Source organism: Pseudomonas sp. UBA1879 (assembly GCF_002338065.1).
Taxonomy (GTDB): domain Bacteria; phylum Pseudomonadota; class Gammaproteobacteria; order Pseudomonadales; family Pseudomonadaceae; genus Aquipseudomonas.
Genome location: NZ_DDHJ01000004.1, coordinates 697,903 through 719,729 on the forward strand (window position 1 = coordinate 697,903; position 21,827 = coordinate 719,729).

Below are 21,827 nucleotides of genomic sequence, written 5' to 3' on the forward strand. Positions count from 1 at the left end.
CAAGGTGGCACAACGCTGTGGGAGTGAGCATGCTCACGAAGAGGCCAGATCATTCAGCCTCTTATTGCCTGACCTTCCACCTTCGTGAGCAGGCTGACTCCCACAGCGGATCGTGTTTGATCCATTGCCTCCTACAAATCCTTCACCAACCGCAACGCATCATAAATCGCCGCATGGGTATTGCGCGCCGCGACCGCATCGCCAATCCGGAACAGCTGGAAACGTCCCTCAGGGTTGGTCACCAGGTTCTGCGCTTTCCCGGCGATCAGATCATGCTGTTCCACCGCCCCTTCATTGCTCGACAGCGGGCGCAGCTCGAAATACAGCTCGTCCATCGGCAGGGTGCCGTGGTTGATCACCACCTGGTCGACGATGCGCTCCTTGTTGACCCTCCCGTAGTCGCTGCCGAAGATCGCGGCGAGTTTGCCGTCGCGGCGCTGCACGGCTTCTACGCGATAGGTCACGGTGAACACCACGTCCAGGTCCTGCAGGCTGCGCATGTAGGGCACCAGGTTCATGGCCATGACTTCCGGCGAGAACGAGCGGTCCGGGGTTACAACCTCCAGACGCGCACCGCTCTGGGCGATGACTTCGGCGGCCTGTAATGCTGCATGGTCACCCGCGTCGTCGAAAATCAGCACGTTCTTGCCCGGTTTGACGTCGCCGGAAATGATGTCCCAGGCCGAGACCACCAGTTCGTTGCCTTCCTTCAGCACCTCGGTGTCGGGCAGGCCGCCGGTGGCGACGATGACCACGTCCGGCTCCAGGTCCAGCACCGTTTGCCCTTCGGCCCAGGTGTTGAACTGGAACTTCACTCCCAGCCGCTCGCATTGGGCCATGCGCCAGTCGATGATGCTGATCATCTCGCGACGACGTTCGCTGAGTGACGTCAGGCGAATCTGTCCGCCCGGTCGATCCGCCGCTTCCAGCACCGTCACGTCGTGCCCGCGCTCACCGGCGACCCGCGCCGCTTCCAACCCACCGGGGCCTGCGCCAATGACCACGACCTTGCGTTTGACCGCTGCCTTGGGAATCTCATGGGGCATGGTGGTTTCGCGACCGGTCGCCGCGTTGTGAATGCAGTACGCGGCGCCGCCCTGATAAATGCGGTCCAGGCAATAGTTGGCGCCGACGCAGGGACGAATCTCTTCTTCGCGCTTCTCGATGATCTTGCGCACGATATGCGGGTCGGTCATGTGGGCGCGGGTCATGCCCACCATGTCGACTTTGCCGGAGGCAATCGCATGGCGCGCCGTGGCGACGTCGGGAATCTTCGCGGCGTGGAAGGTCGGAAAGCCCGTGGCAGCGCGAATCTCGCCGGCGAAATCCAGGTGCGGCGAGTTGCGCATGCCCTGGATCGGGATCACGTCGGTCAGCCCGGCGTCGGTGTCGATGTGGCCTTTGACCACGTTGAGGAAATCCACCAGGCCGCTGTCTTTCAGGCGTTTTGAAATCTCGATGCCGTCTGCAGCGCCGAAGCCACCTGGCAAATCCTCGTCGCCGGTGTAGCGCACGCCGAGCAGGAAGTCTTCGCCGCATTGCTGGCGAATGCCGCGCAGGATGTCGAAGGTGAAACGCAGGCGATTGTCCAGCGAACCGCCGTAGTCGCCGTCCAGGTCGTTGGTCAGTGGCGACCAGAACTGGTCCATCAAGTGGCCGTACGCCTGAAGCTCAAGGCCATCCATCCCTGCGGCTTTCATGCGTTCGGCGGCGTCGACGTAATCCTTGATGATGCGCTGAATGTCCCAGTCTTCCAGCTTCTTGGGGAAGGAGCGGTGAGAGGCTTCGCGCCGATGGGAAGGCGACACCACAGGCAGCCAGTCGGCCTTGTCCCAGCGGGTGCGCCGACCGAGGTGGGTCAGCTGAATCATCACCGCCGCGCCGTGTTCGTGGCATTCGTCGGTCAGGTCCTTGAGCCAGCCGACCACTTCATCCTTGTACGCCAACACGTTGTTGAACACCGGCGGGCTGTCGCGGGACACCGCCGCCGACCCTGCGGTCATGGTCAATGCCACACCGGCCTTGGCCCGTTCCACGTGGTAAGCGCGATACAGGTCCTTGGGCATGCCATCCACCGGGTACGCCGGTTCGTGGGAGGTGGTGATGATGCGGTTGCGCAGGGTCAGGTTTTTGATCTTATAGGGCTGCAGCAGAGGATCGCTGGACATGGTGGTGCGCTCCTGGGAGGAACATCAGGCGTGGTTTGACGCGAACGTATGTGAAATGTACATGTGTGTCAATCGATGGTGACGCTGGTGTACATTTCGCTTGCTACCCCACTCCGTGTGTGGATAAGATCGGCGCAACAGCTGGCCAAAGACTGGCGCGATTCACTCTCTTCACTGCCACACCCAGTTACACCCATACACAACAGGGGAGATGCACGATGGTTGCTTATTCGCCGTATAAGAAAAAAAGTATTGGTTGGTTAGCAGGGGTCGCCTTGACGACTGTGAGTCTGTTCAGCCACGCCGCCGATCAGCCGCCGGTGCGCATCGGCTGGGTCAACTGGTCGGACACCGAGATCACCGTCAAACTGGCGACGCTGGTGCTGGAAGATCAGCTCAAGCAGCCGGTGAAATTGGTCATGGCCGACATCGGCATCCAGTTTCAGGCCATGGCCAACGGCAACATCGACATGATTCCGATGGTCTGGCTGCCGGGCACCCACAAGGCCTTCTACGACAAGTACAAGGACAAGATCGAAGATTTGGGCGTGCTGTATGAAGGGCGGATCGGCATGGCGGTGCCGGACATCGTGCCGGCCAGCGAAGTCTCCAGCCTGGCGGACCTGAACAAACCGGGCATCAGCGAGAAGTTCGACGGCAAAATCCTGACGTCCGAAGTGGGCAACGGGCAGTACAAGCTCACCGAAAAGGTGCTCAACGACAAGAAAATCGTCGGCTACAAAATGGTGGCGTCTTCGGAAAGCGGCATGTTGAGCGAGCTGGACCGCAACCTCAAACGGGGCAAATGGTCATTGGTCAACGCCTGGAGCCCGCACTGGATGTTCTCCAAATACCCTCTGCGTTACCTGGATGACCCTGAGCACTTGTTCGGCGGCGCGGAGCAGATCCACGCCTTCGCGCGCAAGGGGTTCAGTGATCAATACCCGAAAGTGGCGCAGTTCTTCGCCCACTATTCGATCCCCAAGGACGACCTGCAAAAGATGATGCTCGACGCGCGTGCGAGCTCGGCCGAGAAGGTCACCGCCGACTATTACGCGGCCCACAAGCAAAGCTTTGCGGCGATGTTCAAGGACAACACCACGGCCTCGGCCACGCCTTGATCTGACGTTCAACCTCAAACACGAAACCCCTGCAGCAGTCCGACTTGTCGGCGGCAGCGACCACACGGATGTCGCTGGCGAGCCGGACTGCTACAGGGGTTTCGTGTTTTTCATGGCTGTTTACGTTGGAGCTTGACCATTGATGGCCCGGGTTGCTGTCCTGGTGTCACTGAACCGGGTCTGTAGGAGTGAGCTTGCTCGCGATAGCTATTTGTCAGTCCCAAAGGGGTTGGGCGAACGCATCGCGAGCTCACTCCTACAGGCAGGCATGGCATCAGCTGCCGGATGCGCCATCCTTCTTCCCGGGAAAACCGCTGACGCTCCCGCCACTGGTATTCACCTGCACATTCAGGCGCGGCGTCGCCAGGTCCATGCCCGCCTCATCCAGATAGCGCTTCAGCGACAGGTTGAACGCTCGCGACACTTCCCATTGCTTGATCGGCGCGGTCTTGAAACGCGCTCGCAGGATGGCGTTGCCGGACTCGAAACTCTCTACCCCCTGGATCTCCAGCGGCGACCAGATGTTGCGGCGTTGCAGCGGGTCGGTGCGCATTTTCTGGCCGACGTCTCGAATCATCTTCAAGGCGTCGTCAATGTTCATGTTCGACGGAATGGCGATGCGGAAGATCGCGTAGCCGAACTCCCGCGAGTAGTTCTGGATACTCTTGATCTCACTGAACGGGATCGTGTGAACGATGCCGTCGATGTCCCGCAGGCGCACGGTGCGAATGGTCAGGCCTTCGACAGTGCCCAGGTGCCCGCCGACGTCCACGTAATCGTCGATTGCCAGCGAGTCCTCAATGATGATGAACAGGCCGGTGATCAGGTCCGCGACCAGTGACTGCGCCCCGAAACCGATGGCCAGACCGATCACACCGGCACCGGCCAGCAGCGGCGTCACGTTCATGCCCATGTTCGCCAGCGCGACGATCACCGCAATGATGAAAATCGTGACGAACAGCACGTTGCGGATCAGCGGCATCATCGTCTGCGCGCGCGCATTGGCCAGGCCTTTGCGCGAGCGGGTGAGGGCGTGATGAATCGCGGTGTCGGCAAGAATCCATACCAGCCAGGCGAAGATCAGCGTAGTCGCCAGACCGATGACGCGCACGCTGATGTCATGGCCGTCACCTTCGGAAAAGCGAATCAGCGACAAGCCCCACACCCGCAGCCCCAATTCGATGAACAGCAGCCAGACCAGCAGGTGCGCCACCATATAGAAGAAGCTTTTCAGCCGCTCCGAATACAGCGCGTGGCGTTTGTGACCGTGGGCCGGTTTCTGTGAATGACGCCGCACCAGGCCATTGATGACCATGCACAGGACCAGCAACACCGTGCAGATCAGCGATTGGCGCAGCGCGGTGCTGGTGTCGCCCGCGGAAAAGAACGTGGCAAACAGCGATACGCCCACCAGCACCAGCGCGGGGAGATACCAGAAGCTGCCGAGGATCTCGATGGTGTCGCTCAAGGCGCGGCGTTTCAGGCGGCGAGACAGCGGCTGGTTGCGGATCAGATGCGCGATGGGCCGACGGAAGCGGACGATGAACAATCCGGTCGAAATCGCCGCCATGACATTGGCGAGGGTCGCGGCCGTGTGGGCAAGGTGCACGCCGAGGCTGGCCACCAGTCGCGGATCACTCAGCGCTTCGCCGAAAGCGGCAAAGCTGCCGATCCACCACAGCGGCCGGAACGCCTGGTGGCGCAGGATATACAGCGCTTTGTGGCGGTGAGGGCCGTCGAGCAGGGAAAAAGCAATCACGCAGATCGCTGAAAACAGCGTGCCGACCACCAGCGCGTAGGCCAGCACCATCGCCAGATCACGGCCCAGCGACGGCGGCAGGGAATAGCTCAGGTAAACCGTGATGACCAGCGCAATCAGCCACGGGCCCAATTTGCGCAGTGCAAAGCGCAGCATGTCGGTCGGACGCGGGTGTTGCGGCAGCTCTTCCGACAACCCGAAGCGCACCCGCACGCGATGGCTGAGCCAGATCAGCGCGGCCGCGAGCAAACTCCACAACGCAATCACCACAGCGAAGCTGAAGATGATCGGCCACCACTGATTGGCCGGCAGCAGCAGGTCCATCAGCTCCTGTTCGGCGAGCGCCACTTCGTCGCCCCAACGGCTAAGAGGGCTGTCGTCGCCGGTGAACTGTTTCTCGAAGTCATGCAGCGTACTGCCGATCAAACCCAGCACGCCTTGCTCGACCGTGGGTTGGGCTTTCTTGGTGGCGTCGCGTAGCTTCTTCAGATCATCCAGCAACTTGCTGCGCTGCTGATCGTTTTCCAGCGAGGTGATCACCTCATCGAGGGACTGGCCCAAGGGTTCCTGGGCTTGTGGCTGGGCTTTCTGGCCGCCGCCCAGCAGGCTCGGCAACCCGGCGGCGTGGGTCAGCGCGACGGGGAACAGCGCCATCAGCAACATCAGCAACAGTGGGGGCAGGAAAGAACGGGAAGGGGCAGTCACCGGGTCATCAACCTCGATTGGGGACGGGTCGTTGATCACATTGTGGGAGCCGGCTTGCTGGCGAAAGCGGTGGATCAGTGACAGATGAACCGACTGATACTCCACCTTCGCCAGCAAGCCGGCTCCCACAACAGGCATTCACCATCTGGTCGGGCAGCGCCCGCGTAGTGGCGTTAAGGCAACTCGGCACTCGCATAAAACGCAGTCAGCACTTTGACCAGATGCGCCAGATCCTGACTTCCTGCCAGCTCGCGGATCGAGTGCATGGCGAAGGTCGGCAGGCCGATGTCCACGGTGCGCACGCCCAGATGAGCGGCAGTGATCGGGCCGATGGTCGAGCCACAGGCCATGTCGCTGCGCACCACGAAGCTCTGCACCGGCACTTCCTCGGCCATGCACAGATGGCGGAAGAAACCGGCGGTTTCGCTGTTGGTGGCATAGCGCTGGTTGCTGTTGACCTTGATCACCGGGCCTGCATTGAGTTTCGGGCCATGGTTGCCGTCGTGCTTCTCAGCGTAGTTCGGGTGCACACCGTGGGCGTTGTCAGCGGAAATCAGCAGCGATTTCTGCACCGTGCGCACGTAGTCATCGCCCTCCGGCATCAGACGTTGCAGCACTTGCTCCAGCATCGGGCCATCGGCGCCGCAGGCGGACGTCGAACCGACTTCTTCGTGGTCGGTGCAAACCAGCACGCACGTCTCTTCGCCATCGGCGTTGAGCAACGCTTGCAGACCGGCGAAGCACGACAGCAGGTTGTCCAGCCGCGCGCCGGCGATGAAGTCGCCGTTCAGGCCAATGACCGCGGCGCTTTGGGTGTCATAGAAACTCAGCTCGTAATCGAGGACAACGTCGGCATTCAGGCCGTGTTCGCGGGCGAGTTGATCGGTCAGCAGGGCGCGGAAATCGGCGCGCTCATCGCCGGCCACTTGGGCGAGGATCGGCGGCAATTCGTTCTGCGGGTTGATCTGCCAGCCTTCGTTGGCGGTGCGGTTGAGGTGGATCGCCAGGTTGGGGATGATCGCGATGGGCAGCTTGAAGTCGATCAACTGGCTTTCGACTTTGCCGTCGCGACGGAAGGTGACACGCCCCGCAAGCGAGAGGTCACGGTCGAACCACGGGGCCAGCAACGCGCCGCCATAGACTTCGACGCCCAACTGCCAGAAACCCTGGCGCTGCAATTCTGGCTGGGGTTTGACCCGCAGGCACGGGCTGTCCGTATGGGCACCGACCAGGCGAATGCCGCTGGTCAACGGTGATAGACGACCCAATTTGAAGGCGACGATGGAGGAATCGTTACGGGTGACGTAGTAGCGGCCACCGGCTTCGGTGTACCAGGGTTCGCGCTCGTCGAGACGCTGATAGCCCGCGCCTTCGAGACGTTGCACCAGGCTTGCGGTGGCGTGAAACGGGGTGGGAGAAGCCTTGAGAAAATCGATCAGGCCTTGGTTCAACTCTTCGCGCATAAGTTACTCCAGACAGCAATGGCGGGAGTTTACAGGCCAACGTCGGTGGGGGCGAATTCATTCGCTTGAGACCGCTACATCAATGCCCTACGGGCCTTTCGCCAGCAAGCCGGCTCCCACATTTGTCCAAACGTGCCGCAGTCTGACAGTTCTCCTTGACCGCCTTGAAAAGCCTCTCACCAAAGCCACGAAATAGCGTTGCGAGTCAACCGCCAATGCGGACAAGGAGATCCATCAGGCTGCGGCGCGTTGCAAAAAATGTGGGAGCCGGCTTGCTAGCGAAAAGGCCTGAAAGGCATCGAAGTAATGATCTAAAGTGAACTGCCCCTCAAATCATCTATAGCCCAAACCCACAGCCAACACTCTAAACCCACCCCTGGAGCCCACTCCCTCAAAACGGCGCCGGACACTCAAACCGCATCCGCGCTTTGCTCACCGGATGGGTAAACGTCAACATGCTCGCGTGCAGGCACAGCCGCGGATACGCCGCCAGCGCCTCGGGATGCGCATACAACCCATCCCCCAGTAACGGGTGCCCGATCGACAGCATGTGGACCCGCAACTGATGGGACCGCCCGGTGATCGGCGTCAGCTCCACGCGGCAATGGGTGTCATAGCGTTCCAACACCTTCCAGAACGTCAATGCGTGCTTGCCGAACTCATGATCCACCACATGCCGAGGCTTGGTGGGCGGGTCGTAGCGCAGGGGCAGGTCGATGCTGCCGCTGTCCAACTCGGGGTTGCCCCAGGCCAGCGCTGTGTAGGCTTTTTCGGTTTCCCGGTCATGAAACTGCCGAGAGAGCTCCCGATGCGTGTCCGCGTCACGCGCCAGCAAAATGATCCCCGATGTTTCCCAATCGAGCCGATGGACAATGCGCGCTTCGGGGTAGCCGTTTTCCTGCAGGCGCGTAATCAGGCAGTCCTTGTTGTCATCAGCGCGGCCAGGCACCGACAGCAGCAGGGTAGGCTTGTTCACCACCAGAACGGCGTCGTCCTGATGGAGAATGTGAACGTTGGACAGCGGCATGGAACAGCCTCGTGGCGAAAGCACTTTCAGAGCAGAAATCGGTGTGGACACAAACGCCAACGGCGGCTCGCTCACCCGAATCCCGCAAGGGATCAGGGCAACCGAGCCGCCGTGGCGGCAACCTGTTCGATCAACGATCAGGCAGGGTGATGTTGAGTTCCAGAATCGAGTAGCTGCCCTCGTTGTCGAGCGCAACCTGCACTTTGTCGTCCTCGATCTGGACGTATTTACGGATCACTTCCACCAGTTCTTTTTGCAGAGCGGGCAGGTAGTCCGGGGTACTGCGTTGGCCGCGTTCATGCGCCACGATGATCTGTAGACGCTCTTTCGCGACCGATGCGGTACTGGGCTTTTTGTTGGCACGAAAGAAGTCAAAAATGTTCATTAGTTACCCCCGAACAGGCGTTCGAAAAATCCTTTTTTCTGTACGTCCAGGAAACGGTGCTCGCGGTCTTTGCCCAACAGGCGGTCGACAGCATCGCTGTACGCCTGGCCGGCATCGCTCTGGTCATCGAGGATGACAGGCACGCCCTGGTTGGAAGCCTTGAGCACCGCTTGGGATTCAGGAATCACCCCGAGCAGGGTCACGGCCAGGATTTCCTTGACGTCTTCCACGCCCAGCATTTCGCCCTTGCTGACGCGCTCAGGGTTGTAGCGGGTCAGGAGCAGGTGTTCCTTGATTGGGTCTTCGTTGCGTTCGGCACGGCGGGATTTGCTGGCCAGCAGGCCGAGCATGCGGTCCGAGTCGCGCACGGAGGAGACTTCAGGGTTGGTCACGACGATCGCTTCGTCCGCGAAGTACATCGCCAGGTGAGCGCCCGTTTCGATACCGGCTGGGGAGTCGCAGACGATGTACTCGAAGGATTCCTTGAGTTCCATCAGGACTTTTTCCACGCCTTCTTTGGTCAGCGCTTCCTTGTCGCGGGTCTGGCTCGCGGCCAGGACGTAGAGGCCTTCGATCTTCTTGTCCTTGATCAGGGCCTGTTGCAGGTTGGCTTCGCCATTGACCACGTTGACGAAGTCATACACCACGCGACGCTCGCAACCCATGATCAGGTCGAGGTTACGCAAACCCACGTCGAAGTCGACGATGACCGTTTTGTGGCCGCGCAATGCGAGGCCGGTACCGATAGCGGCGCTGGTGGTGGTCTTGCCCACACCACCCTTGCCGGATGTAACCACGAGAATCTTGGCCAAGGTGTATCACCCCTAAAAGTAGGACGGCTAGTCCCTGAAGAGCCCCTCATCACGCAGCGTCATATCGAACAGAGAAGGAAACGAGCGTCTTGCGAAGCTCACGTTTCGAGAAAACACCTGAATTTCCCGGATTTCCTTGCCCTGTGCATCGTTTTCGCGACGAATCAGAGTGGCTTTGAAAATGGCGCAGTATCCGTTAAAGACGGATGATGTTCAACACGTCACCGGACAGACTGACTTGTACTCCGGCCCCCCACAAAGGGTCGCGTCGCAGGTCCTCCGCGACCTTGTATTGCCCGGCGATGGAGACCAGTTCGGCGACCATCTGCTGGCAGAAAATCCGCGCCTTGGTGTCGCCCTTGATGCCTGCCAGTGCCCGGCCCCGCATCGGGCCATACACATGGATGTTGCCATCGGCGAGAAGTTCCGCACCCGGGCTGACCGACGAAATCACTATCAGGTCCGAACCTTGAGCATAAATCTGCTGCCCGCCACGCACCGGGGCCGTGATGATCTTGGTTGGCTTGATCAATGGCTCGGGCGGTTTTTCCACGACTTCGGGCTTTTTCTTTATTTCCCCTTCCGTCGGATCGAGCGGCCTTTCGCGCGCGCCGGAGGGCGGCAGGACCGGCAGATCGATGGCGATGGCGGCGGCAATGTCTTCGATACGGTTGGCGCGAATGGCCAGGGTGCGCAGGCCGTGATGGCGACAGATGCGCATCATGCCTTGCAGATCGACGGCCCCTTCGTTGGGCGGGAGTTTGTCCAGCGCCAGCACTAATGGGGTATTGCTGAAAAAGTTCGGCGCCTGAGCGACTTTGGCCGCCAATTGACGATCCAGCGCTTCGAGGTTGTTACGGGCCAGTTCCAGCACGGTGATGGCCAGCATGCTGCCCTTCAGCTGGAACACCGGTTCCTTGTCTTGCAATTCGATTTGGCTCATGTCGGCATACAGCGGCTTGTCGCTAAAAGTGCCGAGACTTATAACGAGAACGCCCGCGAGTCGCAAGGGAGCCGCAACCGACGAAGCGTCACGAAAGCCCTCGAACCGATGTAGAATGCCCGCCTTTGTCTTGACGGAAGCCTTAATGGAACGCCCGCGTTTTCGAGCCCGATTTCTTCATCCCCGCTTCTGGCTGCTGTGGCTGGGGCTCGGTTTGCTCTGGCTGGTGGTGCAGCTACCGTTTCGCGTGCTGGTGGCCATCGGTCGGGTGCTGGGCGGGATTATGTATTACTTCGCCACCGACCGCCGGATCATCGCGGCGCGCAACCTCGAACTGTGTTTCCCCCAGTATTCCAGGGCCGAGCGCAAACGCCTGCTCAAGGAAAATTTCGCTTCCACGGGCATCGCTTTTTTCGAAATGGCCATGAGTTGGTGGTGGAGCCCCGCGCGTCTGGCGAAGCTGGCGCACATCGAAGGGTTACAGCACCTCAAACAGCCGCACCTCGACGGGCAGGGCGTGATCCTCATGGCCCTGCATTTCACGACGCTGGAGATCGGCGCGGCGCTGCTCGGTCAGCAGCACACCATCGATGGCATGTACCGCGAACACCGGAATCCGCTGTTCGACTACGTTCAACGCCGGGGGCGCGAGCGTCACAACCTGGATGCCATCGCTGTCGAGCGTGAAGACGTGCGCGGCATGATCAAGCAGCTGCGCAAGGGCCGCGCCATCTGGTATGCGCCGGATCAGGACTACGGCGCCAAGCAGAGCATTTTCGTGCCGCTGTTCGGCATTCCTGCAGCCACTGTGCCCGCCACCAGCAAATTCGCGACCCTCGGACGCGCCCTTGTGGTGCCGTTCACTCAGGAGCGTCTGGCCGATGGCAGCGGTTACCGGCTGGTGATTCATCCGGCGCTGACCGATTTCCCCGGCGAAAGCGACGAGGCCGATTGCCTGCGCATCAATCAATGGGTCGAGCGGGCTGTGACCGCCTGCCCCGAGCAGTATCTGTGGGCACACCGGCGGTTCAAGAGCAGGCCGCCCGGTGAGCCGAAGCTGTATAAAAAGCGGGGCTGACACCTGGGGCTGAGGGTTTATGACGACAAGCGCAGCAGAACAAAAAACAGTCAACAGCGCTTCAACGGTTTCGGTCGGTCGCGAGTCGATCACCGGACTGATTCTTTCTGGCGGGGGCGCTCGGGCCGCTTACCAAGTGGGGGTATTGGCGGGGATCGCCGACCTGCTGCCGGTAGGCACGAAAAACCCGTTCCCGGTAATCGTCGGCACGTCCGCGGGCGCGATCAACGCGGTGAAACTCGCCAGCGGCGCCGCCCAATTTCGTACTGCCATCCATGAATTGACGGTGTTCTGGCAGAGCTTTCGCAGCCATCAAGTGCTGCGCAGCGACTGGTCCGGCGTGATTCGTCAGGCCTCGCGTTTCGTCGGGCGCAGCCTGTTGGGAATCGGCCGCAAGCAGATTCCCGTGGCGCTGTTGAACAGCTCGCCGTTGAAGGATTTGCTGACCGAGCGCCTGAACCTTTCGGGCATCGACGAGGCCATCGAGGGTCATCATTTGCGCGCCGTCGCGGTCACCGCCTTTGGCTATGAGTCGGGGCAGGCCGTCACCTTTTATCAGGGTAAAGGCACCATCGATGCCTGGCTGCGGCATCGGCGGGTGGGCCTGCCGACGCGACTGACCGTCGATCATCTGCTGGCGAGTTCGGCGATTCCGCTGCTGTTCGCCCCGGTCAAGCTCGAACATGAATATTTCGGCGACGGCGCGGTGCGGCAGTCGGCGCCTATCAGCCCGGCGCTGCACCTAGGCGCCAACCGGGTGCTGGTGGTGGGCGTCAGCGGCAATCCGCGCGGCCCGGGGGCGAACAAGCCAGTGCATCGGGTCGTGAGCGGGGCGCAGCCGAGCCTGGCGCAGATCAGTGGCCACATGCTCAACAGCACGTTCATTGACAGCCTGGAGAGTGACATCGAATTGCTGGAGCGGCTGAACCTGCTGAGCCGCATGCTGCCCACGTCGCCCGAGCCGTCGCCGCAGGTGTCCGAACAGCCGACGCCGGTGCAGTCGTTGGCGCCGGTGGAGGTGCTGGTCATCTCGCCAAGCCAACCCCTCGACGAAATCGCCGCCCGCCACCGCCGCGAGCTGCCCCCTGCCTTGCGCACCTTTCTGCGCGGCCCGGGGGCGACCAAGACCAGTGGGGCAGGGGTGCTGAGCTACCTGCTGTTCGAGTCAGGGTATTGCAGCGAATTGATCGAATTGGGCCGCCGCGACGCGATGGCCCAGCGAGAGGAGTTGATGCGGTTTTTGCGGATCGCATGACGCCGCCTATTCCCTGTAGGAGCGTGGCTTGTCCCGCGATTGGCCGGGAACCGGCTATGACACCTGAAGATTTAAGTGCATCTGACAGGCTGCGTTGGCTGGTATGACTGCCGCTGCGCGTCAGATTGCGGGACAAGCCACGCTCCTACAGGAATCGCCATCTAGCGATTGTTTACGCCGTCAATTTGTCATCACGGAAATCCCGCAGCGCTTGTTCAATCTCTTCGCGGCTGTTCATCACGAACGGGCCGTATTGCACGATCGGCTCGTTCAAGGGCTTGCCCGCGATCAGCAATACCTTCGCGCCGGTCGCTGAATTGAGCTGCACTTGGCCATTTTCCGACAACCGAGCCAGACGGCTCTGACCGAGCGTTTGCGCGCAACCGGCAATCTCGACTTCGCCTTCGTACACATACAGCAGCACGCGATGCCCTTCTGGAACGATTGGACTGACCCCCTTGCCTGCCGGGATGTGGAAATCGAAATACTGCGGTTCGGTGTCGGGCCGCTGCACAGCCCCTGCCTGCTGCACCTGACCGTCGTCGAACTGCCCGGCGATCACCACCACGTCGACGCTGTTCTGCGTGGTGAGGCGAGGGACCCGTTCTGGCTGAATGTCATCGTAACCGGCGTCTCCCATTTTTGATTTCCCCGGCAGATTCAGCCACAACTGAAAGCCGCGCATCACGCCTTCTTCCTGCTCTGGCATCTCGCTGTGGATCACGCCACGCGCAGCGGTCATCCACTGCACACCGCCGCCTTGCAACAGGCCGACGTTGCCCATGTGGTCTTCGTGGCGCATGCGGCCTTCGAGCATGTAAGTCACGGTCTCGAAGCCGCGATGGGGGTGCGGCGGGAAACCGGCGATGTAGTCATCTGGCGTGTCTGAGCCGAATTCATCGAGCATGAGAAAGGGGTCGAACAGCTCGATACCGGGGCCACCGAATACCCGCGTCAGCTTGACGCCCGCGCCGTCCGAGGTCGGCTGGCCTGCCTGGATTGACAGCACTTTGCGAAATTGAGTCACGAGGGCGCACTCCGGAAGAGGGTGGGAATGACGCCTATGGTATGCCCGTAAGGGCGATGGATGGGTGACGTTTTTGCGCGGGATTGATCGGGTTGTTAGATGGGTTTTTGCATGCATGCGGTCTTTATTGTGGGAGCCAGCAAGCCGACTCCCACAGGGTTTTGCAGCGCCGATCAGCCATGTGATCGGCGGACACTCATCACTCCTGAATCTGCAATTTCCGCGCTTCGGTGTACACGTACCGCACTTTTTCGTACTCGAACGGGGAGTTCATCTGCCCATAGCGGAAGCTGGTGGTGTAGCGGCGATCGATCGCGCGCAACAGGTACAACTCCGGATGGTCCTCACTGACCTGCGCCACGTTCAGGAAGTTGATCTGCGATTCGGCGGTGAAGTCGAACACCAGGCCGCCGGTATCACGCAGGTTCGAAGGCCCAAGGATCGGCAACACCAGATACGGCCCTGCCGGAACACCATAGAAACCCAGGGTCTGACCGAAGTCTTCGCTCTGTTTCGGCAGGCCCATCCAGGTCGCCGCGTCCCACAGGCCCGCGATACCGATGGTGGTGTTGATGATCAGCCGGCCCGTCGTGTCCAGCGAGCGCTTGCCTTTGAACTGCAGCAGGCTGTTCAGCAAATTCGGAACGTCGCCCAGATTGCTGAAGAAGTTGCTGACGCCCGTGCGCACGAAACTCGGTGTGACGTATTTATAGCCATTGACCACCGGCAGGAAGACCCACTCATCGAAGCGGTAGTTGAAGTGGTAGACCCGGCGGTTCCACGACTCCAGCGGGTCGTACACGTTGAGGGCGTTCAGCGACGAACGCTCGAACTCCTGAGCGTCCAGGCCGGGGTTGAATTTCAGCGACTTCAACGGCTCGGTGAAGCCATCGGGGTTATCGACGCGCTTGACCGGCTGGGCCTGAGAAATGATAGGCGCGTCGGCCGCGTGAACGGCACCTGCGCAGAGCAGGGCGGCGATGAGCAATAGACGTTTAGCCACGGAAAAACTCCAGCATGGCGTCGCTGTTGACGCGATAGTTCATGTTGCCGCAATGACCGCCATACGGGTAAACGGTCAGGCGATCGCCAAATGTCTTGCGCAGAAAACCGAGGTCACCCGGGCCGAGGATCACGTCGTCGGCGTTGTGCATGACGGAAATCTTTTTGCTGGTGCTCAGGTAATCCTTGAGGGCGTACAGGCTGACTTGATCGACAAGTTGCAGCAGGCTGCCGCCGTCGGTGCGGGCGCGCCACATCGGGATCACTTGCTCGGTGACGTAACAGTCGAAATCGCACTGCAACGCACGCTTGAGGAATGGCGTCAGGCTGGTGCCTTCGCTGATCGGCGTCTTCGGCGGCGTGATCAGGCCGCGGCGGTTGATCAGGTCGGAGGTGAACGCGATGTCGGCGGCCGAGAAGCGGAACGACGTGCCGATCAGCATCGCCATTTGCTCGTTGGACAGGTGCTGCTTGGACTGCTGGAAGTCATAGAGCAGCGCGTCGTTGAGGTCGATGTAGCCTTTTTCGCGGAAGTAGCGGGTCAGCTTTTGCAGCACCAGCTCATAGAACGTCGTGCTGTTGGTGATGCCTTTCACGTCGGTCTGGACCATTTTGTCCAGGTTGGTGATCGAGGTGTAAAGGTTCACCGGCGGGTTGATCAGCAGGACTTTCTTGAAGTTGAAGCTGCGGCGTGTTTCGTCGAGTTTGCTGACGAAGGCCGCGTCCAGCGCACCAAGGCTGTAACCGCTGAGGTAATACTCGGTGACTTGCAGCTTGGTCTGCTGGGCCCGTACCGCCTGCATCACGCGATACAGGTCTTCAGCGTCCTCGGTCGTCACCCCCGGCGTCGCGAAACGTGAGGCTGCGCTCATGAAGTCGTAGCTGGTGGGCGACGACAGCTGCACGACGTTGTACCCGGCTCCGTAATACAGCCGTTTGAGGTATTCGTTGAGGGTGCTGTTGTAGGGGGCGCCGGTGCCGGCGATCAGGAAAATCAGCGGTGCGGGATGGTCTTGTTTGGCAAGGCGGTAACGCAGCTTCTTCACAGCCCAGAAGTTGTCGGGCAGGGTGAATTCACGATCCGGGCGCAACGTCAGGCTGTAGTCGTCCTGATCAATGTCAGCGTCGTCCGGTACCTTGGCGCGCAAATCAGGCGGCGTCGTGGCGATGGTCGCTTCAAACGGGTTGGTCAGAGGGAAGCCATAGCTGGACGGATCGATGTCGACCGCCATCACGGACGCACTCAAGAACAAGCCGCCCGAAAGGGCGGCGAGGCGTAGAAAACGAAGCATGACTGAATCCCTTGGGAAAGAAGTGCTGTTGAGATACGCAGGCTATGACACAGGGGGTGTGCAAAAAGTGCCGTAGTGGCAATTTGCAGTTAATCCCTCGCAGGCCCCTGCGAATCCTAGGCCACAATACAGGTTCTGGCATCCTTGGAGCGCGAGGTTGTGCTTTTAATAGGGGGCATTTCGTGTTTTGGGCCGACTGCGCACAGGCCGTGCGTGGTTTTCCTGCCTTTGAGAGTCGCATCGTGCGGCGATGCCGCTGATCGGTGGGAGATTAGGGTGGCTAGCAGGCCTCATTCGCCACCCAGGCGGCTCCCACTAATCTGATCACGCTTTTCCGAATTCCGGACAGCATAAAGGGGAGCCGAGGCTCCCCTTTAAATCGTTGCACGTGCTCTTTCTTATTGTTGTAGGGCGGTCTGTTGTTGTTTTTGGCAACCGGTCCCTTTCCAGCGTCTTCAGTGATCCCCATTCGGGATACAAGAGCAAACGTATTTTTTTGAGCGCTTATCTGCTTCGATCCAGTGCCTGAGGCGAGGATCCAACCCGTTCTGGACGCTACCTGACGGTAGTTTTATTGTTCTCGGTCGGGCTGTGAGGCCTGGGCCTCTGTAAAGCACATCTACTCCAAAAAAATCTGTTGGCTGCGTCTCTGTGCCGTTGTTCTTGTTATGTCAGAGCCGTTTCATCTTATTTTTATTGGGTTTTCACATTTTGTTCTTGTTATGAAGGAGATATAGCAGGCGGCGTGCCAACTTTATAAAGTCGTTATAAATCAATGGCTTGAAAAATAGACTCAAAGCGGCAGGCGTTCAAAGGCTGTTTTTCTGTTTCCGTGTTACCCGCATCTGGCTCCGGAATACCGTGTTCGGTAACACAATGTGTTTCTGGCGAAGGTCGCTTGGGGTTGCGCCGGATCGCATCAGCGACGGCAGGAGGGGAAGTGAGCTGCGAGCTACACGCGGCGGGAGGATCGTGCGGCGCCTGTTGTGACGCGCCGCTCGAGGCTCGAAACTCACCGCTGCCTTTGGGCATGCAAGATTCGGACGGATTGCCTCTTCGTTTACGACCTGTTTGTCGTTGATGGCCCGGTGATGTCGTTTCCCACTGCCTGAGTGTCGTTGACAGGAAAGGCACAAGGTCGGTGGGGGTTGATGATCGGTTCGTCGATGCAGCGAGTGCCGCTGTGAAGGCAAGGGGTTGAAGCGTGAAAGTTAAGCGGTGCGCCACCGAGGTGCGTCGGCCGCGAGCTTAAAAAAACGTTAACGATACCCGACCGCCGTCGGGTGCAGGACTACCGGGGAAGTAACGATGAAGATGCGAAATATCCTGGGTGCGGGCGCCGCGCTGGCCCTCGCCATCAGTTCCACGCTGGCCGTTGCCGCCGACAAACCCGAGCTGAGCATCGGTTATGTGGATGGCTGGTCCGATAGCGTTGCGACCACCAACGTCGCAGCCGAAGTGATCAAACAGAAACTGGGCTACCCCGTGAAACTGCAGGCCGTCGCTGCCGGGATCATGTGGCAGGGCGTCGCCACCGGCAAACTGGACATGATGCTGTCCGCCTGGCTGCCCGTCACTCATGGTGAATATTGGACCAAGAACAAAGACAAGGTCACCGACTACGGCCCGAACTTCAAGGACGCCAAGATCGGTCTGATCGTGCCTGAGTACGTGAAAGCCAACTCGGTTGCAGACCTGAAAACCGACGAGTCCTTCAAGAAGAAAATCGTCGGCATCGACGCTGGCTCGGGCGTGATGATCAAGACCGACCAGGCCATCAAAGACTACGGCCTCGACGGCTACAAACTTCAGGCGAGTTCCGGCGCCGGCATGATTGCCGAGCTGACCCGCGCCGAGAACAAGAAAGAGTCCATTGCCGTAACCGGTTGGGTGCCGCACTGGATGTTCGCCAAATGGAAACTGAAATTCCTGGAAGATCCAAAAGGTGTCTATGGTGCGGCTGAAACCGTGGACAACGTCGGCAGCCTGGACCTGGCGAAAAAAGCGCCAGACGTGGCTGACTTCCTGAAGAAATTCCAGTGGAGCAGCAAGGACGAGATCGGCGAAGTCATGCTCGCCATCCAGGACGGCGCCAAGCCCGAACAAGCCGCCAAAGACTGGGTCGCCAAACACCCTGAGCGCGTTAAAGAGTGGACCGGTAAGTAATTTGCCGCAAAAGATTCATGCGTGACATGAACCGCCCGACGATTTCTCGCCGGGCGGTTTTTTATTCCCCGCACCGATCAATCTTTGTGGGAGCCGGCTTGCTGGCGAATACGGCGTATCAGCCCCTGATTTGTTGATTGACACACCGCTTTCGCCAGCAAGCCGGCTCCCACGGCCTCCGGCCATAATCAAAATCTGCGTAGCCCCACAGGTCACTTCCGCCAAACATGCCTCTTCTTTTTTCTCATCCCTGAAACACATGGGCCTCCCTCCATCAACTAATGTCGTTCTAATACTAAGGTCGTCTGGAGCGCGGCTTAGAGCGAGCTACAGTGGAATACGTGACATCCATCTGTGCTGCGAGGACAAAAACAATGAACGACAGCATTTACCTCTCGATTCAGAACAGCCCCCGTTTCAAGGAGCTGGTCTCGAAAAGGGAACGATTCGCCTGGATTCTCTCGGCGATCATGCTTGGGCTCTATTCCGCTTTCATCCTGTTGATTGCGTATGGGCCTCAGATTCTCGGCGCCAAGCTCAGCGCCACTTCATCCATTACCTGGGGTATGCCTATTGGGGTCGGTCTGATCATTTCCGCGTTCGTGTTGACCGCCATCTACGTTCGCCGCGCCAACGGCGAGTTCGATGAGCTGAACAACGCGATCCTGAAGGAGGCACAACAATGATCCGGCGCCTGTTTGCAGCATTAGGCCTCGCGGCCTTTGCACCGACTCTCTGGGCGGCGGATGCTCTGACGGGGGCTGTACAAAAACAACCCCTTAACGTCGCGGCGATCGTCATGTTCGTGATCTTCGTCGGCGCCACGCTCTGCGTGACCTATTGGGCGGCGAAGAAAAACAAATCGGCGGCGGATTATTACGCCGCGGGCGGCAAGATCACCGGCTTCCAGAATGGTCTGGCCATCGCCGGTGACTACATGTCGGCAGCGTCCTTCCTGGGTATTTCCGCTTTGGTGTACGCGTCCGGCTATGACGGCCTGATCTACTCGATCGGCTTCCTCGTCGGCTGGCCGATCATCCTGTTCCTGATCGCCGAACGCCTGCGTAACCTGGGCAAGTACACCTTCGCTGACGTGGCGTCCTACCGCCTGAAGCAGAAGGAAATCCGGACCCTGTCCGCCTGCGGTTCGCTGGTGGTCGTGGCGTTCTACCTGATCGCGCAAATGGTCGGTGCCGGCAAGCTGATCCAGCTGCTGTTCGGCCTCGATTACAACGTGGCGGTGGTGCTGGTCGGTATCCTGATGTGCCTGTACGTGCTGTTCGGCGGCATGCTGGCGACCACTTGGGTGCAGATCATCAAGGCGGTGCTGTTGCTGTCCGGTGCCTCGTTCATGGCGCTGATGGTGATGAAACACGTCAACTTCGACTTCAACGTACTGTTCTCCGAAGCCGTCAAGGTTCACCCGAAAGGCGAGGCCATCATGAGCCCCGGCGGTCTGGTGAAAGACCCGATCTCGGCATTCTCGTTGGGGCTGGCGCTGATGTTCGGTACGGCAGGTCTGCCGCACATCCTGATGCGCTTCTTCACCGTGAGCGATGCGAAGGAAGCCCGTAAGTCGGTGCTGTACGCCACCGGTTTCATCGGCTACTTCTACATCCTGACCTTCATCATCGGCTTCGGCGCGATCCTGTTGGTCAGCACCAACCCGGCGTTCAAAGATGCAGCGGGCGCTCTGTTGGGCGGTAACAACATGGCCGCGGTGCACCTGGCCAATGCGGTCGGTGGCAGCCTGTTCCTCGGCTTCATCTCGGCGGTGGCGTTCGCGACCATCCTCGCGGTCGTGGCCGGTCTGACCCTGGCGGGTGCCTCGGCGGTGTCCCACGACCTGTATGCCAGCGTGATCAAGGCGGGCAAAGCCAACGAGAAAGACGAAATCCGCGTGTCGAAGATCACCACGGTTGCGCTGGCGATCGTCGCCATCGTGCTGGGTATCGCCTTCGAAAGTCAGAACATCGCGTTCATGGTCGGCCTGGCGTTCTCCATCGCGGCGAGCTGTAACTTCCCTGTGTTGTTGCTCTCGATGTACTGGAAAAACCTGACGACTCGCGGCGCGATGATCGGCGGCTGGATGGGCTTGATCAGTGCCGTGGTGCTGATGATTCTTGGCCCGACCATTTGGGTGCAGATTCTGCATCACGAGAAGGCGATCTTCCCGTACGAGTATCCGGCGTTCTTCTCGATCATCATCGCGTTCGTGGGGATCTGGTTCTTCTCGATCACTGACAAGTCGAAAGCGGCTGAGGGCGAACGTGCGTTGTTCTTCCCGCAGTTCGTGCGTTCGCAGACCGGTCTGGGGGCGAGTGGGGCGGTTTCGCACTGATCTGAGTTAAGCGTTTCAAATGAAAAACCCCGCTCTTTGTAGTGGGGTTTTTTTATGCTGAGATTGGGGGCCTATCCAATTGCGGTGGTGTGGCTGATAGTGGTTCCGCTCTTACAGCGGGTCACTTTTGTAAGAGCGACAAAAGTAACCAAAAACGCTTGCTCCTGGTTTGGCCCTGACTGCGTCAGGGTTCCCGAACGCCGGCGACGCTCCGTGGGCCCGCGCCGAACGGACATCCATGTCCTTGCGGCGCTCTCGCGGCATCCCTGCCGCTCGGCCCACTCCGCGCCACCGGCGTTCGGCCTGCACCCAAGTCGCGTTCGGCGGCGTCTGTGCCGTCGTGGATAAAGAGCAACAGCAATAGCCGGAGTGGAACTGCACTGCACACGCTGGCTGGATACACGCGAATAAATGTAGGAGCCGCCGGAGGTACGACGGCAGCGAAAGCGGTAGGCCTGTGATAAACGATTTGCCTGATACACCGCTTCGCTGCCGTCGTACCTCCGGCGGCTCCTACAGGGACAGCTTTAAGATTCGAATTCAGCGTTCGCATTCGCGTCCGCAGCGGTAGGCCTGTAATAAACGATTTGCCTGATACACCGCTTCGCTGCCGTCGTACCTCCGGCGGCTCCTACAGGAATAGCGCTGGGGTGCGGGCTCAGCGTTCGCTTTTGATCTTGATCTTCGTGCACGTAAGTCCAGACACTGCTGGGCGCGACTTCGGTGCAGGCCGAACGCAGGCGGCGTGGAGTGGGTCGAGCGGCAGGGATGCCGCGAGAGCCGCGCTGGGCCATGGATGGCCCTTCGCGGCGGGCCCACGGAGCGTCGTCGGAGTGAGGGGACTTCGACGAAGTCGAAGCCAAACCAGGAGCAGGCACCCTTGGTTACTTGGGGTGCTTTTCCAAGTAACTCGCCGGAGGCGAAATCTTCTGCCCCTAGGCAGAACCGTAATCAGCAACACCACCGCAATCGGATATACACACAAAACCCAACAGCCCAAAAAGCCCAATAAAAAACCCCGCTACAAAGAGCGGGGTTTTTCGCTGGAGGCGAGTCAGTTATATCCTGCCAAGCAACACCAGAATCAGCAGAATGACCAGAATCGTACCGATGATCCCCGACGGCCCGTAACCCCAACTTCTGGAGTGCGGGAAGACCGGAAGACCGCCGATCAACAGGAGAATCAGGATGATGATCAGAATTGTGCCGATGCCCATGACGAGTTCCTTCTAATGTTCTTGGTAAATGGCAATGCCGTTCAAGCCTTCGCCAACTTTGTGAAA

The 21,827-nt window shown here is 59.8% G+C and carries 17 protein-coding genes; 6 read left to right on the top strand and 11 right to left on the bottom strand.

The annotated features are described in order from the left end of the window. Positions 1 to 131: 131 nt before the first annotated feature. Positions 132 to 2,168, bottom strand: coding sequence for an NADH:flavin oxidoreductase (locus B3N48_RS06375; RefSeq protein ID WP_296180844.1), 2,037 nt, complete (start codon positions 2,166 to 2,168; stop codon positions 132 to 134). 218 nt (positions 2,169 to 2,386) lie between these two features. Here B3N48_RS06375 and B3N48_RS06380 point away from each other — a divergent pair, with 218 nt between their 5' ends. Beyond that, entirely contained in the window at positions 2,387 to 3,289 is a 903-nt protein-coding gene (locus B3N48_RS06380; protein WP_296180847.1) for a glycine betaine ABC transporter substrate-binding protein, read from the top strand. 274 nt (positions 3,290 to 3,563) lie between these two features. Here the strand turns inward: B3N48_RS06380 and B3N48_RS06385 are convergent, their stop codons facing one another. From B3N48_RS06385 to minC, 6 genes are all read right to left on the bottom strand, one after another. After that, positions 3,564 to 5,711 (bottom strand): mechanosensitive ion channel family protein, encoded by a 2,148-nt coding sequence (locus tag B3N48_RS06385; protein WP_296181637.1) that lies wholly within the window; start codon positions 5,709 to 5,711, stop codon positions 3,564 to 3,566. 215 nt (positions 5,712 to 5,926) lie between these two features. Next, positions 5,927 to 7,216 carry a M18 family aminopeptidase gene (locus tag B3N48_RS06390; RefSeq protein ID WP_296180850.1) on the bottom strand — a complete coding sequence of 430 codons (1,290 nt, stop codon included), beginning with the start codon at positions 7,214 to 7,216 and terminating at the stop codon, positions 5,927 to 5,929. A gap of 391 nt (positions 7,217 to 7,607) precedes the next feature. After that, a complete protein-coding gene (locus tag B3N48_RS06395; protein WP_296180853.1) occupies positions 7,608 to 8,243 on the bottom strand; it encodes an RluA family pseudouridine synthase in 636 nt (211 codons plus the stop codon). 130 nt (positions 8,244 to 8,373) lie between these two features. Beyond that, entirely contained in the window at positions 8,374 to 8,628 is a 255-nt protein-coding gene (minE, locus tag B3N48_RS06400) for a cell division topological specificity factor MinE (RefSeq protein ID WP_166593368.1), read from the bottom strand. After that, positions 8,628 to 9,440 (bottom strand): septum site-determining protein MinD, encoded by an 813-nt coding sequence (gene minD / locus B3N48_RS06405; RefSeq protein ID WP_062390343.1) that lies wholly within the window; start codon positions 9,438 to 9,440, stop codon positions 8,628 to 8,630. Before minD ends, minE begins: the two co-directional genes overlap by 1 nt. Positions 9,441 to 9,636: 196 nt before the next feature. Beyond that, positions 9,637 to 10,383 (bottom strand): septum site-determining protein MinC, encoded by a 747-nt coding sequence (gene minC, locus B3N48_RS06410; RefSeq protein ID WP_296180859.1) that lies wholly within the window; start codon positions 10,381 to 10,383, stop codon positions 9,637 to 9,639. A 145-nt stretch (positions 10,384 to 10,528) separates the two neighbouring features. Between minC and B3N48_RS06415 the strand changes: the two genes are divergently transcribed. Both B3N48_RS06415 and B3N48_RS06420 read left to right on the top strand, forming a co-directional pair. Continuing rightward, complete coding sequence (locus B3N48_RS06415; RefSeq protein ID WP_296180862.1) at positions 10,529 to 11,461, top strand: lipid A biosynthesis lauroyl acyltransferase; 933 nt, start codon at positions 10,529 to 10,531, stop codon at positions 11,459 to 11,461. A 19-nt stretch (positions 11,462 to 11,480) separates the two neighbouring features. Further along, complete coding sequence (locus tag B3N48_RS06420) at positions 11,481 to 12,716, top strand: patatin-like phospholipase family protein (RefSeq protein ID WP_296180865.1); 1,236 nt, start codon at positions 11,481 to 11,483, stop codon at positions 12,714 to 12,716. A 172-nt stretch (positions 12,717 to 12,888) separates the two neighbouring features. Here B3N48_RS06420 and B3N48_RS06425 read toward each other — a convergent pair whose 3' ends face one another. From B3N48_RS06425 to B3N48_RS06435, 3 genes are all read right to left on the bottom strand, one after another. Beyond that, entirely contained in the window at positions 12,889 to 13,743 is an 855-nt protein-coding gene (locus B3N48_RS06425; protein ID WP_296180867.1) for a pirin family protein, read from the bottom strand. A gap of 199 nt (positions 13,744 to 13,942) precedes the next feature. Further along, positions 13,943 to 14,746, bottom strand: coding sequence for an MlaA family lipoprotein (locus tag B3N48_RS06430; RefSeq protein ID WP_296180873.1), 804 nt, complete (start codon positions 14,744 to 14,746; stop codon positions 13,943 to 13,945). Beyond that, the gene (locus B3N48_RS06435) at positions 14,739 to 16,037 is read right to left on the bottom strand and encodes a serine/threonine protein kinase (protein ID WP_296180875.1); all 1,299 of its coding nucleotides are present in this window, start codon (positions 16,035 to 16,037) and stop codon (positions 14,739 to 14,741) included. Before B3N48_RS06435 ends, B3N48_RS06430 begins: the two co-directional genes overlap by 8 nt. 1,308 nt (positions 16,038 to 17,345) lie before the next feature. Between B3N48_RS06435 and B3N48_RS06440 the strand changes: the two genes are divergently transcribed. The 3 genes from B3N48_RS06440 to B3N48_RS06450 all read left to right on the top strand — a co-directional run bounded on the left by B3N48_RS06440 (position 17,346) and on the right by B3N48_RS06450 (position 20,544). Then, a complete protein-coding gene (locus B3N48_RS06440; protein WP_296180879.1) occupies positions 17,346 to 18,203 on the top strand; it encodes a glycine betaine ABC transporter substrate-binding protein in 858 nt (285 codons plus the stop codon). Between the two features lie 374 nt (positions 18,204 to 18,577). Then, positions 18,578 to 18,889, top strand: a complete 312-nt coding sequence (locus B3N48_RS06445; protein WP_081565997.1) for a DUF485 domain-containing protein — start codon at positions 18,578 to 18,580, stop codon at positions 18,887 to 18,889. After that, positions 18,886 to 20,544 carry a cation acetate symporter gene (locus B3N48_RS06450; protein ID WP_093463816.1) on the top strand — a complete coding sequence of 553 codons (1,659 nt, stop codon included), beginning with the start codon at positions 18,886 to 18,888 and terminating at the stop codon, positions 20,542 to 20,544. Before B3N48_RS06445 ends, B3N48_RS06450 begins: the two co-directional genes overlap by 4 nt. Positions 20,545 to 21,602: 1,058 nt before the next feature. Here the strand turns inward: B3N48_RS06450 and B3N48_RS06455 are convergent. After that, complete coding sequence (locus B3N48_RS06455; protein WP_092410703.1) at positions 21,603 to 21,761, bottom strand: DUF3309 family protein; 159 nt, start codon at positions 21,759 to 21,761, stop codon at positions 21,603 to 21,605. Between the last annotated feature and the right edge of the window lie 66 nt (positions 21,762 to 21,827).

Excerpts from the sequence above, each read along its gene's own strand:
- B3N48_RS06375 (WP_296180844.1), bottom strand. The coding sequence starts at position 2,168 with ATGTCCAGCGATCCTCTGCTGCAGCCCTATAAGATCAAAAACCTGACC.
- B3N48_RS06380 (WP_296180847.1), top strand. The coding sequence starts at position 2,387 with ATGGTTGCTTATTCGCCGTATAAGAAAAAAAGTATTGGTTGGTTAGCA.
- B3N48_RS06385 (WP_296181637.1), bottom strand. The coding sequence starts at position 5,711 with ATGTTGCTGATGGCGCTGTTCCCCGTCGCGCTGACCCACGCCGCCGGG.
- B3N48_RS06390 (WP_296180850.1), bottom strand. The coding sequence starts at position 7,216 with ATGCGCGAAGAGTTGAACCAAGGCCTGATCGATTTTCTCAAGGCTTCT.
- B3N48_RS06395 (WP_296180853.1), bottom strand. The coding sequence starts at position 8,243 with ATGCCGCTGTCCAACGTTCACATTCTCCATCAGGACGACGCCGTTCTG.
- minE (WP_166593368.1), bottom strand. The coding sequence starts at position 8,628 with ATGAACATTTTTGACTTCTTTCGTGCCAACAAAAAGCCCAGTACCGCA.
- minC (WP_296180859.1), bottom strand. The coding sequence starts at position 10,383 with ATGAGCCAAATCGAATTGCAAGACAAGGAACCGGTGTTCCAGCTGAAG.
- B3N48_RS06415 (WP_296180862.1), top strand. The coding sequence starts at position 10,529 with ATGGAACGCCCGCGTTTTCGAGCCCGATTTCTTCATCCCCGCTTCTGG.
- B3N48_RS06420 (WP_296180865.1), top strand. The coding sequence starts at position 11,481 with ATGACGACAAGCGCAGCAGAACAAAAAACAGTCAACAGCGCTTCAACG.
- B3N48_RS06435 (WP_296180875.1), bottom strand. The coding sequence starts at position 16,037 with ATGCTTCGTTTTCTACGCCTCGCCGCCCTTTCGGGCGGCTTGTTCTTG.
- B3N48_RS06440 (WP_296180879.1), top strand. The coding sequence starts at position 17,346 with ATGAAGATGCGAAATATCCTGGGTGCGGGCGCCGCGCTGGCCCTCGCC.
- B3N48_RS06445 (WP_081565997.1), top strand. The coding sequence starts at position 18,578 with ATGAACGACAGCATTTACCTCTCGATTCAGAACAGCCCCCGTTTCAAG.
- B3N48_RS06450 (WP_093463816.1), top strand. The coding sequence starts at position 18,886 with ATGATCCGGCGCCTGTTTGCAGCATTAGGCCTCGCGGCCTTTGCACCG.
- B3N48_RS06455 (WP_092410703.1), bottom strand. The coding sequence starts at position 21,761 with ATGGGCATCGGCACAATTCTGATCATCATCCTGATTCTCCTGTTGATC.